This window comes from Streptomyces sp. NRRL F-5727 (genome assembly GCF_000719555.1).
Classification (GTDB): Bacteria; Actinomycetota; Actinomycetes; order Streptomycetales; family Streptomycetaceae; genus Streptomyces.
Genome location: NZ_JOGX01000024.1, coordinates 22,401 through 35,800 on the forward strand (window position 1 = coordinate 22,401; position 13,400 = coordinate 35,800).

Genomic DNA, 13,400 nt, shown 5'->3' on the forward strand with positions numbered 1-13,400 from the left:
GCCACCGTACGAAGCCGATGGCATGCCGCTATGGTCCATTCCCATGCGGAACGACTGGGCCACTTTCGGCGCCGACCTCCACCTGGACCTGCCCGGCAGCCGGCTGCGGGCCGGCCTCATGGACGCCCTCCGCGAGGCCGTGCGCAGCGGGCGCCTGGCGCCCGGCAGCCGGCTGCCGTCCTCGCGCCAGCTCGCGGCGGACCTCGGCGTCGCCCGGAACACCGTCGCCGACGCCTACGCCGAGCTGGTCGCCGAGGGCTGGCTCACCGCCCGCCAGGGCTCCGGCACCCGGGTGGCCCGCCGCGCCGAGCCCCGGCCCGCCCCCGAACCGGCGGAGGCCCCCGCCCCCCGGGCGGCGCCGGAGGGGCTCGCCCCCGGCGGCACGCCGTGGCAGCCGCCCTCGGGGCAGCTCGCCCGCGCCTCCCGGCGGCGGGCGCCCGCTCCCGCGTACGACCTCCGGAGCGGCACCCCGGACCTGGCCTCCTTCCCGCGCGCGGAATGGCTCAAGGCGTACCGCAGGGCGCTGACCGCCGCCCCCAACGAGGCGTTCGGGTACGGCGATCCGCGCGGCCGCGCCGAACTGCGCACCGCCCTCGCCGAGTACCTGGCCCGCGCCCGCGGCGTGCACGCCCGGCCCGAACGGATCGTGGTCTGCGCGGGGTTCGCGCACGGCCTGATGCTGCTGGGGCAGGTCCTGCGGGCGCGCGGGGCGCGGGCGGTGGCGGTGGAGTCGTACGGCATCGGCATGTACCCCGGGCTGCTGCGCAGTGCGGGCCTCGCCACCCCGGCGCTGCCCTTCGACGAACACGGCACCCGCGTCGACGGCTTGGGCGCGGACACCGGCGCGGTGCTGCTGACCGCCGCCCACCAGTTCCCGCTCGGCGGGGCCCTGCCGCCCGACCGGCGGGCGGCGGTCGTCGACTGGGCGCGGGCGACCGGCGGCCTCGTCCTGGAGGACGACTACGACGGCGAGTTCCGCTACGACCGGCAGCCCGTCGGCGCGCTCCAGGGTCTCGACCCCGAGCGGGTCGTCTACCTCGGCACCGCCAGCAAGTCCCTCGCCCCCGGCCTGCGGCTCGCCTGGATGGTCCTCCCCGAGGGCCTGGTGGACGAGGTCGCCACCGCGAAGGGCGGGGTGGTGGACTGGATGTGCGGCACCACCGACCAGCTGGCGTTCGCGGAGTTCCTCGCCTCGGGCGCGCACGACCGGCACGTACGGGCCATGCGGCTGCACTACCGGCACCGCCGCGACCAGCTCGTCGCCGCGCTCGCCGCACACGCGCCCGGGGTCCGCGTCGGCGGCATCGCGGCCGGCCTGCACGCCGTGCTGACGCTGCCGCCCGGCACCGAACAGGCGGCCCTCCGCTCCGCCGCCTGGCAGGGGCTGGCGGTCCAGGGCCTCGACCGGTTCCGTCACCCGGACGCCCCCCACTCCCTGGAGGGCCTGGTCGTCGGCTACGGCACCCCGCCCGACAGCGCCTGGCAGGGCGCCCTCCAGACCCTCTGCCGCGTCCTGGAGGGCGTGGGCGAGGAGGCCGCCCCCGCCCCCTCTGAAAGGCTGGACCCGTGACCCAGGACCACCCCCACGCATCCGCCCCGCCGCACCCCGCCCCCGACGGGCGGCCCCGCCCCGGTGCGGAGGCCGACGCGCGGGAGTTCGTCGGTCACCGGGGGCGGCTCTTCGGGCTCGCCTACCGGATGCTCGGGTCGGCCGACGAGGCCGAGGACGTGGTGCAGGACGCCTACCTGCGGTGGAGCGGGACCGACCGGGGCGCCGTCAGCCACCCCGGGGCCTGGCTCGCCAAGGTCGTCACCCATCTCTGCCTCAACCGGCTCACCTCGGCCCGGGCCACCCGCGAGTCGTACACCGGCAGCTGGCTGCCGGAACCGGTCCTGGCCGAGGCCGGCGCCGGGCCGCTGGAGGCCGTCGAGCGCCACGACGACGTCTCCACGGCCCTGCTGCTCCTGCTGGAGCGGCTGACCCCCGCCGAGCGCGCCGTGTACGTGCTCCGCGAGGCGTTCGGCTACCCGCACCGGGAGATCGCCGGCCTTCTCGACATCGGCGAGGCCAACTGCCGCCAGCTGTACGGGCGGGCCGCCCGGCGGGTGGCCGAGCCCGGCGACGGCGGCGCCGCCCGCTTCGGCCCGCCCGAGCCGGAGCGCCGGCGGGCACTCGTCGAGTCCTTCGTCGCCGCCGCCCGCGACGGCGACCTCGCGGGCCTGGAGAAGGTCCTCGCGCAGGACGTCGTCTGGTGGAGCGACGGCGGCGGCAAGGTCCGGGCGGCGCTCCGGCCCGTCCGGGGCCGCGACCACGTGGTCCGCTTCCTCGCCGGCGTCGCCCGCCGCACCGAGGAGGGCACCCGGCTCACGGTCGCCGAGGTCAACGGCGCACCGGGGATCGTCCTGCACGTCGGCGAGCGGATCACCGGCGTCGCCACGGTCGCGCTCCACGCGGACGGCCGGATCGGCGAGGTCTGGTTCGTCTCCAACCCGGACAAGCTCGGCCACGCGACCCGCAGGTTCGCCGCGTACCCGGAAGCCGACGGCTGAGGCCGGGGGCTGAGGCCGGGACTGAGGCCGAGAGCTGAGGCGGGGCTGAGGCCGGGGGCTGAGGCTGTTGGGCTGAGGCGGGGCTGAGGCCGTTGGGCTGCGGCCATCACGGGGACTCGGTGCGCAGCGAGTCGCGCGGGTCCCTCGGGTCCCGCGGCGGCGCGTCCGGCACCGCCGGCGGCTCGCCGAACCGGGCCAGCGCGAGGCTCGCCGCGACCGCCACCGCGAAGCCCGTGACGGCCAGCCAGCCGAGGCCCTCGCGGGTGCGGTCGCCGAGCCAGACGACGCCCGCCGCCGCCGGGCCCAGCGTCTCGCCCAGGACCATGCCCGCCGTCGCCGTCGTCACGGCGCCCCGCTGGAAGGCCGAGGTCAGCAGCAGGAACGCCGCCCCGCCGCCGAGCAGCAGCGCCCACAGCGCCGGGTCCGCGAGGTCGATCCCGTCGAGGAGCCGCACCGCCACCTCCACCACCCCGAAGCCGATCCCGGACCCGAGGCCGAGGACCAGCGCCCGCGGCCGGTCCGGCAGCCGTCCGCCCGCCGCGCCGAGCAGCAGCACCCCCGCCGCGATCCCGAGCAGCGCCCACGGCAGCTCCGGCGGGCCCGGCCGGTGCCCCTCCCGGCCCGCCGCGAGCGCCAGCATGGCGAGCCCCGCGCAGACCGCCGCCACCGCGCCCCACTCGACCGGGCGCAGCCGCACCCGGAGCATCCGGGAGGCCAGCGCCGCCGTGACGGCGAGGCTCGCGGCGAGCGCCGCGCCGACCGCGTACAGGGGGAGGGAGCGCAGGGCCACGACCTCCAGGAGGAAGCCGAGGCCGTCGAGGCCCAGCCCGACCACGTACCGCCACTGCCGCAGGGCCCGCCACAGCAGCCCGACGTCCACCCCGCTGCCCGTCCCGGGCTCGGCCGCGCGGGCGGCGGCGGCCTGGAAGACGGTGGCGGCGCCGAAGCACAGCGCCGATCCGAGCGCGCAAACCATACCGAAGAGCACAAAGCGACTCTAGGTGCCGAGGCCGGAAAGCGGCGGCCTACACTGTGCGGTCGCGAGCCCTGCGGTCATACGAACGGCCGCGCGGACACGCCACGCGCACACAAAGGTGCGCGGCCACGCGAAGGGGAGGGCGAGGGACATGCGGAGGCTCAGGTCGAGCACGGTGGTGCTCGGCGGGATGGGCGTGCTCGCGGCGACGATCACCGCCTGCGGCGCCGAACCCGACCGCAGGTGCGCGGACCCGGTGACGCTGGAGGAACTGCCCGGGTACCGCTGCGACACCGGCGGCGGGGACGACGACGATGACGACGGCTCGTACGCCCGCGGCGCCTACTACTACGGCGGCCACGTCCGCGACGCGCGCGTGACCGGCGGCAGCTTCGACAGGAAGGCCGTCGACACCGGCGGCTTCGGCTGCTCGTCCTCCGGGTCGAGCGGCGGCTGAGACGGGCGGACCGGCACCATGGAACGGCACACCATCGAGCCCCGTCCGGGCTGGCAGGAGACGGTCGAGGAGCAGGGGCTCATCTATCCCCTGACCCGCTACCCGGACGGTTCGCTGCGTCCGTACTGGGACGAGAGCGCGTACTACTCCTTCACGCTGCCCGAGATCGAGGCGCTGGAGGAGGTCGTCGAGGAACTGCACGCCATGTGTCTCGCGGCCGCCGCGCACATCGTCGAGCGGAACCGTTTCGCCGACCTGGGCATCACCGACCCGCGGGTCGCGGAGCGGGTCGCCGAGTCCTGGCGCCGGCGTGCCGAACTGCCGTCCCTCTACGCCCGCTTCGACCTCGTCTACGACGGCACCGGTCCGGCGAAGATGCTGGAGTACAACGCGGACACCCCGACCTCCCTGGTGGAGGCGGCCAGCCCGCAGTGGTTCTGGATGGAGGAGCGCTTCCCCGGCGCCGACCAGTGGAACTCGCTCCACGAGCGGCTGGTGGACGCCTGGAAGCGGCAGGCGCCGCTGCTGCCGCCCGGTCCCGTCCACTTCGCCCACTCCGAGAGCGACGAGCTCGGCGAGGACCTGATGACGGTCGCGTACCTGCGCGAGACCGCCGAGCAGGCCGGGCTCGCCACCGAGGCGCTCTCCGTGGAGCGGATCGGCTGGGACCGGCTCTCCCGCCGCTTCGTCGACGAGAAACTGCGGTTCATCCGCAGCTGCTTCAAGCTCTACCCGTGGGAGTGGCTGGTCACCGACCGCTTCGGCAGGCACGTGCTGTCCACCCTGGACAACGGCGGCGGCTCCGGCACCACCTGCTGGATCGAGCCCGCCTGGAAGATGCTGCTCTCCAACAAGGCGCTGCTGGCGATCCTCTGGGAGCTCTACCCCGGCCACCCCAACCTGCTGCCCGCCTATCTGGACGGGCCGCGTGAACTGGCCACGACCACCGGCTGGGCGGCCAAGCCGCTGCTCGGCCGGGAGGGCGCCGGCGTCACCCTGCACGAGCCCGGCAGCGAGCCGGCCGTCCGCGACGAGCCCTGCTGCTACCAGGGCCTCGCCCCGCTCCCCGACTTCGACGGCAACCGCACCCTGCTCGGCGCGTGGGTCGTCGAGGACGAGGCCGCCGGGCTCGGCATCCGGGAGTCGGCGGGCCCCGTCACCGACGAGTACGCCCGCTTCCTCCCGCACGTCATCCTGTAGCGCTACCCCTCCGGCACGTAGTCCCGCAGCGGCGCGGGCGTCAGCCCGGCCGCCTCGGCGAGGGCCAGGGCCTGGGCCAACTCCCCTGTCAACGACGGGAGTTACCCTCCGACCAGCACTCCGAGGTACGGCGTCCGTCCGCCGCACCCCCGTGTGGGCAGGCGTTCCGCAGGGCCGAACGCCTGCCCGCGACGCGCGTCAGGTCGACAGGACCGCTCGGAGTTGGTCCAGGCCCCAGTCGAGGTCCTCCTTGGAGATGACCAGCGGCGGCGCGACCCGGATCGTCGAACCGTGCGTGTCCTTCACCAGCACCCCCCGCTCCATCAGCCGCTCCGAGATCTGCCGCCCCGTACCGCGCGACGGCACGACGTCGACGCCCGCCCACAGCCCGCGCCCCCGCACCGCCTCCACCGCGCCGCCGCCCACGAGCAGCCCCAGCTCCGCGTGCAGGTGCTCGCCCAGCTCCGCCGCCCGCTGCTGGTACTCACCGGTCCGCAGCATCGCGATCACCTCCAGCGCCACCGCGCAGGCCAGCGGATTGCCGCCGAAGGTCGAACCGTGCTCGCCGGGCCGGAAGACCCCCAGCACGGCGTCGTCCGCGACCACCGCCGACACCGGCACCACACCGCCGCCCAGCGCCTTGCCCAGGATGTACACGTCCGGGACGACGTCCTCGTGCTCGCAGGCGAAGGTCCGGCCGGTCCGGCCGAGACCGGACTGGATCTCGTCGGCCATGAAGAGCACGTTCCGCCGGGCCGTCAGCTCCCGCACCCCGCGCAGATAGCCGGCCGGCGGGACCAGCACGCCCGCCTCGCCCTGGATCGGCTCCAGCAGCACGGCCACCGTGTTCTCGGTGACGGCCGCCTCAAGGGCCGTCAGATCGCCGTACGGCACGATCTCGAAGCCCGGCGTGTACGGACCGAAGTGGTCCCGGGCGTCGTGGTCGGTCGAGAACGACACGATCGTCGTCGTCCGCCCGTGGAAGTTGTTCCCCGCCACCACGATCTTCGCGTGCCCGTCCGGCACGCCCTTCACCTCGTACCCCCACTTCCGGGCCGTCTTCACGGCCGTCTCGACCGCCTCCGCCCCGGTGTTCATCGGCAGCACCCGCTCCTTGCCGCACAACTCCGCCAGCCGCGTGCAGAACTCGGCGAACCGGTCGTGGTGGAAGGCCCGCGAGGTGAGCGTCACCCGCTCCAGCTGGGCCTTCGCCGCCTCGATCAGCCGGCGGTTGCCGTGCCCGAAGTTCAGCGCCGAATAGCCGGCGAGCATGTCCAGGAAACGACGCCCCTCGACGTCCGTCATCCAGGCCCCCTCCGCGGAGGCGACGACGACGGGCAGGGGATGGTAGTTGTGGGCGCTGTGCGCGTCCGAGGCAGCGATCTCGTCTTGCGTTCTCGACACGGGATCTCCGATCGTCCTGCGGCCGGGGCTGGGTGTGCCCCCCTTCTTATCGTCGCTCGCATCCCGGACGAAGAAACCTCCGACGACGGCGCGCCCGCTAGTCTGTGAACACGCACGGCGACTGGCGTACGGGGAACCGACCCCGGGGGAGCCGTGCGCGCTCCACCACACGAGGTGCCGCTCGCCTGGGCATCACGGGACCGCACCGCGTCCCGTGGCGCACACCTCGCCCGGGACGTTCCGACGTACTCCCGGAGGAACACGTGACCACGCCCCAGCAGACCGCCGGCCACCCCGCGCTCACCGCGGCCGATCCCGAGCTCGCCGCTCTCGTCGGCGCCGAGGAACGGCTCCAGGCCGACACCCTCCGCCTCATCCCGAGCGAGAACTACGTCTCCGCCGCCGTCCTCGAAGCCTCCGGCACCGTCCTCCAGAACAAGTACAGCGAGGGCTACCCCGGCCGCCGCTACTACGAGGGCCAGCAGGTCATCGACCAGGTCGAGACCCTCGCCGTCGAGCGCGCCAAGGCCCTCTTCGGCGTCGACCACGCCAACGTCCAGCCCTACTCCGGCTCCCCGGCCAACCTCGCCGTCTACCTCGCCTTCGCGAAGCCCGGCGACACCGTCATGGGCATGGCCCTGCCCATGGGCGGCCACCTCACCCACGGCTGGGGCGTCTCCGCCACCGGCTCCTGGTTCCGCGGCGTCCAGTACGGCGTCCGCCAGGACACGGGGCTCATCGACTACGACCAGGTCCGCGACCTCGCCCTCGCCGAACGCCCCAAGATCCTCTTCTGTGGCGGCACCGCCCTTCCCCGCACCATCGACTTCGCCGCCTTCGGCGAGATCGCCCGCGAGGCCGGCGCCGTCCTCGTCGCCGACATCGCCCACATCGCCGGCCTGATCGCCGGCGGCGCCCACCCCTCCCCGGTGGGCCACGTCGACGTGATCTCCACGACCACCCACAAGACCCTCCGCGGCCCGCGCGGCGCCATGCTGATGTCCACCGAGGAGCACGCCAAGGCCCTCGACAAGGCCGTCTTCCCCGGCCTGCAGGGCGGCCCGCACAACCAGACCACCGCCGCCATCGCCGTCGCGCTGCGCGAAGCCGCCCAGCCCTCCTTCCGCGACTACGCCCACGCCGTCGTCGCCAACGCCCAGGCCCTCGCCGACGCGCTCCTCGCCCGCGGCTTCGACCTGGTCTCCGGCGGCACCGACAACCACCTGATCCTGATGGACCTCACCCCCAAGCAGGTCCCCGGCAAGATCGCCGCCAAGGCCCTCGACCGGGCCGGCATCGTCACCAACTACAACACCGTCCCCTACGACCCCCGGAAGCCCTTCGACCCCTCCGGCCTCCGCATCGGCACCCCCTCCCTCACCTCCCGCGGCCTCACCCCGGCCCACATGGACCAGGTCGCCGACTGGATCGACCGCGCCGTCACCGCCGCCGCCACCGAGGACGAGCCCACCCTCGCCAAGATCCGCGGCGAGGTCGCCGACCTCATGGCCGCCCACCCGGCCCCCGGCCTGCCCGCCTAGGTCCTGTCGTCAAACTCCCGTCGTCGCCCGAAGGGCGGCCCCGCGGCGTCAGGTGCGTGCTCTCGGCGTGCCGGGTGGAAGTCCTCGTACTGGGGTCCGGTATCCCCTCCAGCCGGAGCGTCAGACCCGACGACGGCCGCACCCACAGCAGCGTCGGCCCCGCCGCCCGCACCTCATGCCGCCACCGCCCGTCGGCCGAGGTGAGCGGGAAGGTCAGCCGGTGCGGCTCGGCGAACCAGTACGCCGCCGTCCCGTCCGCGAGGACCACCGGCTCCGGCTGCACCCGTGTCTCCTTCACGAAGACCGGGTCCAGCTCGCCCGGGAACTCGTCCAGCCGGACCACCGCCCCCTCCGCCGTCCGCCAGCAGACCCCGAGCACCGCCCTCGGCGCCCGCCCCGTCACCGCCGTGACCGCCCCGGCCGCGCCCTCCGGCAGCAGCGGCGCGAACCCCGCCCGCCGGGCCGCCTCCGCCACCGGCACCGGATCCGGACACCCCGGGACCTCCGCCGGAGCCACCTGCGGCGCCCCCGGCACGTACTCCACCGCGACCCCGCCCACGCCCAGCCACTCCACCACCGCCGCCCGCACCGGCGGCGTCAGCACCGCCACCACCAGCACCCCGGACAGCGCCGCGAGCAGCGCCCGCCACCGCCGCCGCAGCCACCCCCACCGCTCCCGCTCCGGCTCCACCACGGCCACCGGCACCGGCACCCGCTCGGCGAGGAGCTGGGCCAGCACCCGCTCGGCCATCGACTCCCCGTCCACGTCCGGCACCCGCAGCGACCGCCCGAGCTCCCGCAGCTCCTCCGGCAGCCCCCCGGCACCCTCGTCCTCACACACGCCCCTCACCTCCCTCCGCCGTACCCATCGCCGACCCCAGCCTCTTCAGCGCCCGGCTCAGCCGCGACTTCACCGTCCCCCGCGGCCAGCCCAGCGCCTCCGCCGTCTCCGCCTCGTCCAGCTCCAGCAGATAGCGGTGCACCACCACCCGCCGGTGCTCCTCCGGCAGCCCGTCCAGCGCCGCGAGCAGCCGCCGGCGCCGCTCGCCGTCCACCGCCGCCACCGCCGGGTCCGCCGACTCCGGTATCAGCGGCTCGCCCGCGAGCAGCTCCGCCTCCCGCCCCGCCACCGCCCGCTGCCGGCCCGCCGAACGCAGTGTGTTCCTCGTCTCATTGGCCACGATGCTCAGCAGCCACGGCCGGAAAGAGGCCCCCTCCCGGAAACTCCCCAGCGAGCGGTACGCCTTGAAGAACGCCGCCTGCACCACGTCCTCGGCCTCCGCGCCCGCCCCGCACGCCACCGCCGCCCGCAGCGCCACCGCCGTGTGCGCGCGGACCAGCTCCGCGTACGCCTCCGGCTCTCCGGCGCGCACCCGGGCGATCACGGCGCTCTCGTCGACGACGGCCGAGCCCCCCTCCCGTGTCCTCACACTCTTGGTACACCGGAAGTCCGGGATCGGTTCCCACACCTGAGAGAATGATGTGCATGGCCTCTGACCGACCTCGCGCGCTCTCCGGAATCCAGCCCACCGCGGGCTCCTTCCACCTCGGCAACTACCTCGGTGCGATCCGGCAGTACGTCGCGCTGCAGGAGACCCACGACGCCTTCTACATGGTCGTCGACCTGCACGCCATCACGGTCCCCCAGGACCCGGCCGAGCTCCGCGCCAACACCCGCTTCGCGGCCGCCCAGCTCCTCGCCGCCGGCCTCGACCCGGAGCGCTGCACCCTCTTCGTCCAGAGCCACGTCCCCGAGCACGCGCAGCTCGGCTGGGTCATGAACTGCCTCACCGGCTTCGGCGAGGCGTCCCGCATGACCCAGTTCAAGGACAAGTCCGCCAAGCACGGCGCCGACCGCGCCACGGTCGGCCTCTTCACCTACCCGATCCTCCAGGTCGCGGACATCCTCCTCTACCAGGCCACCCACGTGCCGGTCGGCGAGGACCAGCGCCAGCACATCGAGCTCACCCGCGACCTCGCGGAGCGCTTCAACGGCCGCTTCGGCGACACCTTCACCGTCCCGGCGCCGTACATCGTCAAGGAGACCGGGAAGATCTACGACCTCCAGGACCCGACGATCAAGATGAGCAAGTCGGCGTCCACGCCGAAGGGCCTGATCAACCTCCTGGACGACCCGAAGGTCACCGCCAAGAAGGTCAAGAGCGCCGTCACCGACACCGACACGGTGATCCGCTTCGACCCGGAGAACAAGCCCGGCGTCTCCAACCTCCTCGCGATCATGGCCACCCTCACGGACACGACCGTCGCGGACCTGGAGAAGACCTACGAGGGCAAGATGTACGGCGCCCTCAAGACCGACCTCGCCGAGGTCATGGTGGACTTCGTCACTCCCTTCCGGACCCGCACCCAGGAATACCTGGACGACCCGGAGACGCTGGACTCGGTCCTGGCCAAGGGCGCGGAGAAGGCCCGCGCGGTCGCCGCCGAGACGCTGGCGCAGACGTACGACAAGATCGGCTTCCTGCCCGCGAAGCACTGACCCGGCGACAGGGTCCGAGGGCTCTGGCCGAAAGGGTGGTGCAGGCCGCACACTGGCGGCTGCACCACCACACACCGAACGAACCGGACGACGGAGGAGAACGACGTGGGGACCGTAACGCTCGGCGTTTCGATCGCGGTCCCGGAGCCTCACGGCAGCCTGCTCCAGGAGCGGCGCGCGGGCTTCGGGGATCCCGCCGCGCACGCCATCCCCACCCACGTCACCCTCGTCCCGCCCACCGAGGTCGACCAGGACCGGCTGCCGGAGATCGAGGCGCACCTCGCCGACGTCGCCGCCGACTGGCGCCCCTTCGCGATCCGGCTGAGCGGCACCGGCACCTTCCGCCCGCTCTCCCCGGTGGTCTTCGTCACCCTCGCCGAGGGCACGGCCGGCTGCGACCGGCTCCAGGCCCGCCTCCGCGAGGAGGCCGGCCCGCTCGTCCGCGAGCTCCAGTTCCCGTACCACCCGCACGTCACCGTCGCCCACGGCATCGCCGAGGAGGCCATGGACCGGGCGTACGAGGAACTGGCCGGCTTCGAGGCCGCCTGGACCTGCACCTCCTTCGCCCTCTACGAGCAGGGCGCGGACGGCGTGTGGCGGAAGCTGTACGACTACGAGTTCGGCAGCGGCCGCCCCGTCTCGGCCGTCCCCTCCCAGGGCGGCAGCCCGGTCCGTACGACCTCCTGAGGCCGTACGGTCACACCGGCAGCCGCCGGTGCAGCGGCCGCGGCACGTGCCGCAGCGCCGACGCCACCAGCCGCAGCGGCCCCGGCACCCACACCGTCTCCGAGCGGCGCCGCAGCCCCAGCTCGATCGCGCCCGCCACCGCCTCCGGGGTCGTCGCCAGCGGCGCCTCCGGCCGCCCCGCCGTCCGCTCCGAGCGCACGAAACCGGGCCGCACCACCATCACGTGCACCCCCGTCCCGTGCAGCGCGTCCCCCAGACCCTGCGCGAAGACGTCGAGCCCCGCCTTCGACGAGCCGTAGATGAAGTCGGCCCGCCGCCCCCGCTCGCCCGCCACCGACGACAGCACCACCAGCGAACCGTGCCCCTGCGCCTGCAGCGCGCCCGCGCACACCAGCGCCGCCGAGACGGCGCCCGTGTAGTTGGTCTGCGCGACCCGCACCGCCGCCGCCGGATCCGACTCGTCGCGCGCCTGGTCGCCGAGGACCCCGAAGGCCAGCAGCACCAGATCGACGTCGCCCTCGGCGAAGACCCGCCCGAGCCGCTCCGCGTGGACGTCCGTGTCCAGCGCGTCGAACGGCACCACGTGCACCTCCGCCCCCAGCGCGCGCAGCGACCCGGCGGCCGCCGTCAGCTCGGGGGACGGGCGGCCGGCCAGCCAGACCGTACGCGTGCGGCGGGCGATCAGCCGGCGCGCGGTGGCCAGCCCGATGGCGGACGTGCCGCCGAGCAGCAGCAGGGACTGAGGGGCACCGAAGGCGTCCTTCACGACGCATCACTCCTGAACGGTTGTCAGAGGCCGAGACGGCGGGAGAGGTCCGAGCGGAACACGGACCCCGGGTCGAGCGCGGCCCGCAGCCCACGGAAGGCAGCGAGCCGCGGATACATGACGGGGAGCAGCGCGGGCCGCAGCCGGGCGTCCTCGGCGAGACAGACCCGCCCGCCGGCCGCCGCCACCCGCTCGTCGAGGACGTCGAGGAACCGCCCGAGCCCCGGGGCCCCGGCCGGCACGTCGAGCCCCAGACACCAGCCGCGCACCCGGAACGCCAGCGGCCCCGCCCCGTCCGCGTACACCCGCTCCACGCGCGCGTGCCGGGCTCCCCGGGCGGGGGAGCGCCGGCCGGCCAGCAGCGCGAGGATCCCGCGCAGCGCCTCCTCCCGCCCCTCCGGCACGGCACACCGGTACCGCACGAAGGCCGCCCCGGGACCGAAGCCGGAGCCGTACGCCGGGAGCACGCGCGCGCGTGCCGGCCCCGGCAGCGGCCGCAGCCCACCCGCCCCCACCCCCGGGAAGGACGGCAGGGCCAGGGGGGCGCGACGGGCCCGGTGACCCCGGGGAAGACCGGCGTACGGGACCGGCGCGGCGGTCGAGAGGAAGGCCCGCCCCCGCCCGGCCAGCTCGACCCGGGCGCGCGCGTACGGCTCCCGGGGCGCGCCGCCGCCCGTCCAGTGGGCCAGCAGCGCGTCCACGTCCCGGAAACGGACGGTCCGCTCCCGCAGGTACGCCGTCTCGACCGGCCGCACCGCCAGCGTCGCCGACAGGACCACCCCGGTGAGGCCGAGACCGCCGACGGTCGCGTCGAAGAGCGGCTCGCCGTGCCGAACTGTCCTGGACTCCCCGTCGGCGCCGAGGAGTTCGAGCGCGGCGACCCCGGTCCCGTACCCCGACGCGATCGCCCCGCCGACCGTCCACGGCCCCGCACCGGCCCGCGGCTGGAGGCCGAGCGGCAGCAACGCCCGGGCCAGCGCGCCCAGTTCCGTACCGGCCTCGCAGACCACCAGGCCCGCCGCCTGGTCCAGGCCGCGGATCCGGTCGAGCGCGGCCAGGTCCAGGACGGTCCCGCCCGCGTTCTGCGCCGCGTCGCCGCCGGACCGGCCCCGGCCCCGGGCGACCGCGCCGCGCGGCCCCCGCCGCAGGACGGCCCCGGCGGCCTCGGCGGCCGAGCGGGGACGGGCCAGCAGCGCGAGCGAGGGTGCGGTGCGCCCGGCGCCCGTGAGGGGCACGAAGTCGTCGTCCAGGACGAGGGGTTCGACAGCCATGAGGGCGACGGTATCGCCGCGTCTGTCGCTTATGCCGGTATTGCCGTG

General features: G+C 75.1%; 13 protein-coding genes and 1 riboswitch. Of the genes, 7 read left to right on the top strand and 6 right to left on the bottom strand.

The genetic code is table 11. The annotated features are described in order from the left end of the window. The first annotated feature begins 43 nt into the window (after positions 1–43). Complete coding sequence (locus tag IF73_RS0117945) at positions 44–1,570, top strand: PLP-dependent aminotransferase family protein (protein ID WP_051716938.1); 1,527 nt, start codon at positions 44–46, stop codon at positions 1,568–1,570. Beyond that, positions 1,567–2,550, top strand: coding sequence for an RNA polymerase sigma-70 factor (locus IF73_RS0117950; protein ID WP_063833440.1), 984 nt, complete (start codon positions 1,567–1,569; stop codon positions 2,548–2,550). The genes IF73_RS0117945 and IF73_RS0117950 overlap by 4 nt, the downstream gene beginning before the upstream one ends. Before the next feature lie 106 nt (positions 2,551–2,656). On the opposite strand, the gene IF73_RS0117955 is transcribed toward IF73_RS0117950, so the two are convergent. Then, positions 2,657–3,526 (bottom strand): hypothetical protein, encoded by an 870-nt coding sequence (locus IF73_RS0117955; RefSeq protein ID WP_051716965.1) that lies wholly within the window; start codon positions 3,524–3,526, stop codon positions 2,657–2,659. Positions 3,527–3,677: 151 nt separating this feature from the next. On the opposite strand from IF73_RS0117955, the gene IF73_RS0117960 reads away from it, so the two are divergent. Beyond that, a complete protein-coding gene (locus tag IF73_RS0117960) occupies positions 3,678–3,983 on the top strand; it encodes a hypothetical protein (protein ID WP_031009054.1) in 306 nt (101 codons plus the stop codon). Between the two features lie 18 nt (positions 3,984–4,001). Then, on the top strand, positions 4,002–5,183 hold the full coding sequence (locus tag IF73_RS0117965; protein ID WP_031009056.1) for a glutathionylspermidine synthase family protein: 1,182 nt from the start codon (positions 4,002–4,004) through the stop codon (positions 5,181–5,183). Positions 5,184–5,381: 198 nt separating this feature from the next. Here the strand turns inward: IF73_RS0117965 and rocD are convergent, their stop codons facing one another. After that, on the bottom strand, positions 5,382–6,587 hold the full coding sequence (rocD, locus tag IF73_RS0117975; protein ID WP_031009057.1) for an ornithine--oxo-acid transaminase: 1,206 nt from the start codon (positions 6,585–6,587) through the stop codon (positions 5,382–5,384). Positions 6,588–6,694: 107 nt separating this feature from the next. Then, a riboswitch (ZMP/ZTP riboswitch) is annotated at positions 6,695–6,785 on the top strand. A gap of 65 nt (positions 6,786–6,850) precedes the next feature. On the opposite strand from rocD, the gene glyA reads away from it, so the two are divergent. Further along, positions 6,851–8,128, top strand: a complete 1,278-nt coding sequence (glyA, locus tag IF73_RS0117980) for a serine hydroxymethyltransferase (protein ID WP_031009058.1) — start codon at positions 6,851–6,853, stop codon at positions 8,126–8,128. Here the strand turns inward: glyA and IF73_RS0117985 are convergent. Beyond that, a complete protein-coding gene (locus IF73_RS0117985) occupies positions 8,091–8,969 on the bottom strand; it encodes a hypothetical protein (RefSeq protein ID WP_234338263.1) in 879 nt (292 codons plus the stop codon). The two genes, glyA and IF73_RS0117985, sit on opposite strands and share 38 nt — an antisense overlap. Then, a complete protein-coding gene (locus tag IF73_RS0117990; RefSeq protein WP_031009061.1) occupies positions 8,962–9,558 on the bottom strand; it encodes an RNA polymerase sigma factor in 597 nt (198 codons plus the stop codon). Before IF73_RS0117990 ends, IF73_RS0117985 begins: the two co-directional genes overlap by 8 nt. Before the next feature lie 56 nt (positions 9,559–9,614). On the opposite strand from IF73_RS0117990, the gene trpS reads away from it, so the two are divergent. Beyond that, on the top strand, positions 9,615–10,628 hold the full coding sequence (gene trpS / locus IF73_RS0117995) for a tryptophan--tRNA ligase (protein WP_031009063.1): 1,014 nt from the start codon (positions 9,615–9,617) through the stop codon (positions 10,626–10,628). Positions 10,629–10,733: 105 nt separating this feature from the next. After that, a complete protein-coding gene (locus tag IF73_RS0118000; RefSeq protein ID WP_031009064.1) occupies positions 10,734–11,315 on the top strand; it encodes a 2'-5' RNA ligase family protein in 582 nt (193 codons plus the stop codon). A gap of 10 nt (positions 11,316–11,325) precedes the next feature. On the opposite strand, the gene IF73_RS0118005 is transcribed toward IF73_RS0118000, so the two are convergent. Then, positions 11,326–12,081, bottom strand: a complete 756-nt coding sequence (locus IF73_RS0118005; protein ID WP_031009068.1) for a decaprenylphospho-beta-D-erythro-pentofuranosid-2-ulose 2-reductase — start codon at positions 12,079–12,081, stop codon at positions 11,326–11,328. Between the two features lie 23 nt (positions 12,082–12,104). Beyond that, complete coding sequence (locus IF73_RS0118010) at positions 12,105–13,352, bottom strand: FAD-binding oxidoreductase (protein ID WP_031009070.1); 1,248 nt, start codon at positions 13,350–13,352, stop codon at positions 12,105–12,107. Between the last annotated feature and the right edge of the window lie 48 nt (positions 13,353–13,400).

Coding starts and splice junctions, on each gene's coding strand:
- IF73_RS0117955 (WP_051716965.1), bottom strand. CDS start 3,526: ATGGTTTGCGCGCTCGGATCGGCGCTGTGCTTCGGCGCCGCCACCGTC.
- IF73_RS0117965 (WP_031009056.1), top strand. CDS start 4,002: ATGGAACGGCACACCATCGAGCCCCGTCCGGGCTGGCAGGAGACGGTC.
- IF73_RS0118010 (WP_031009070.1), bottom strand. CDS start 13,352: ATGGCTGTCGAACCCCTCGTCCTGGACGACGACTTCGTGCCCCTCACG.
- trpS (WP_031009063.1), top strand. CDS start 9,615: ATGGCCTCTGACCGACCTCGCGCGCTCTCCGGAATCCAGCCCACCGCG.
- IF73_RS0117945 (WP_051716938.1), top strand. CDS start 44: ATGCGGAACGACTGGGCCACTTTCGGCGCCGACCTCCACCTGGACCTG.
- IF73_RS0117960 (WP_031009054.1), top strand. CDS start 3,678: ATGCGGAGGCTCAGGTCGAGCACGGTGGTGCTCGGCGGGATGGGCGTG.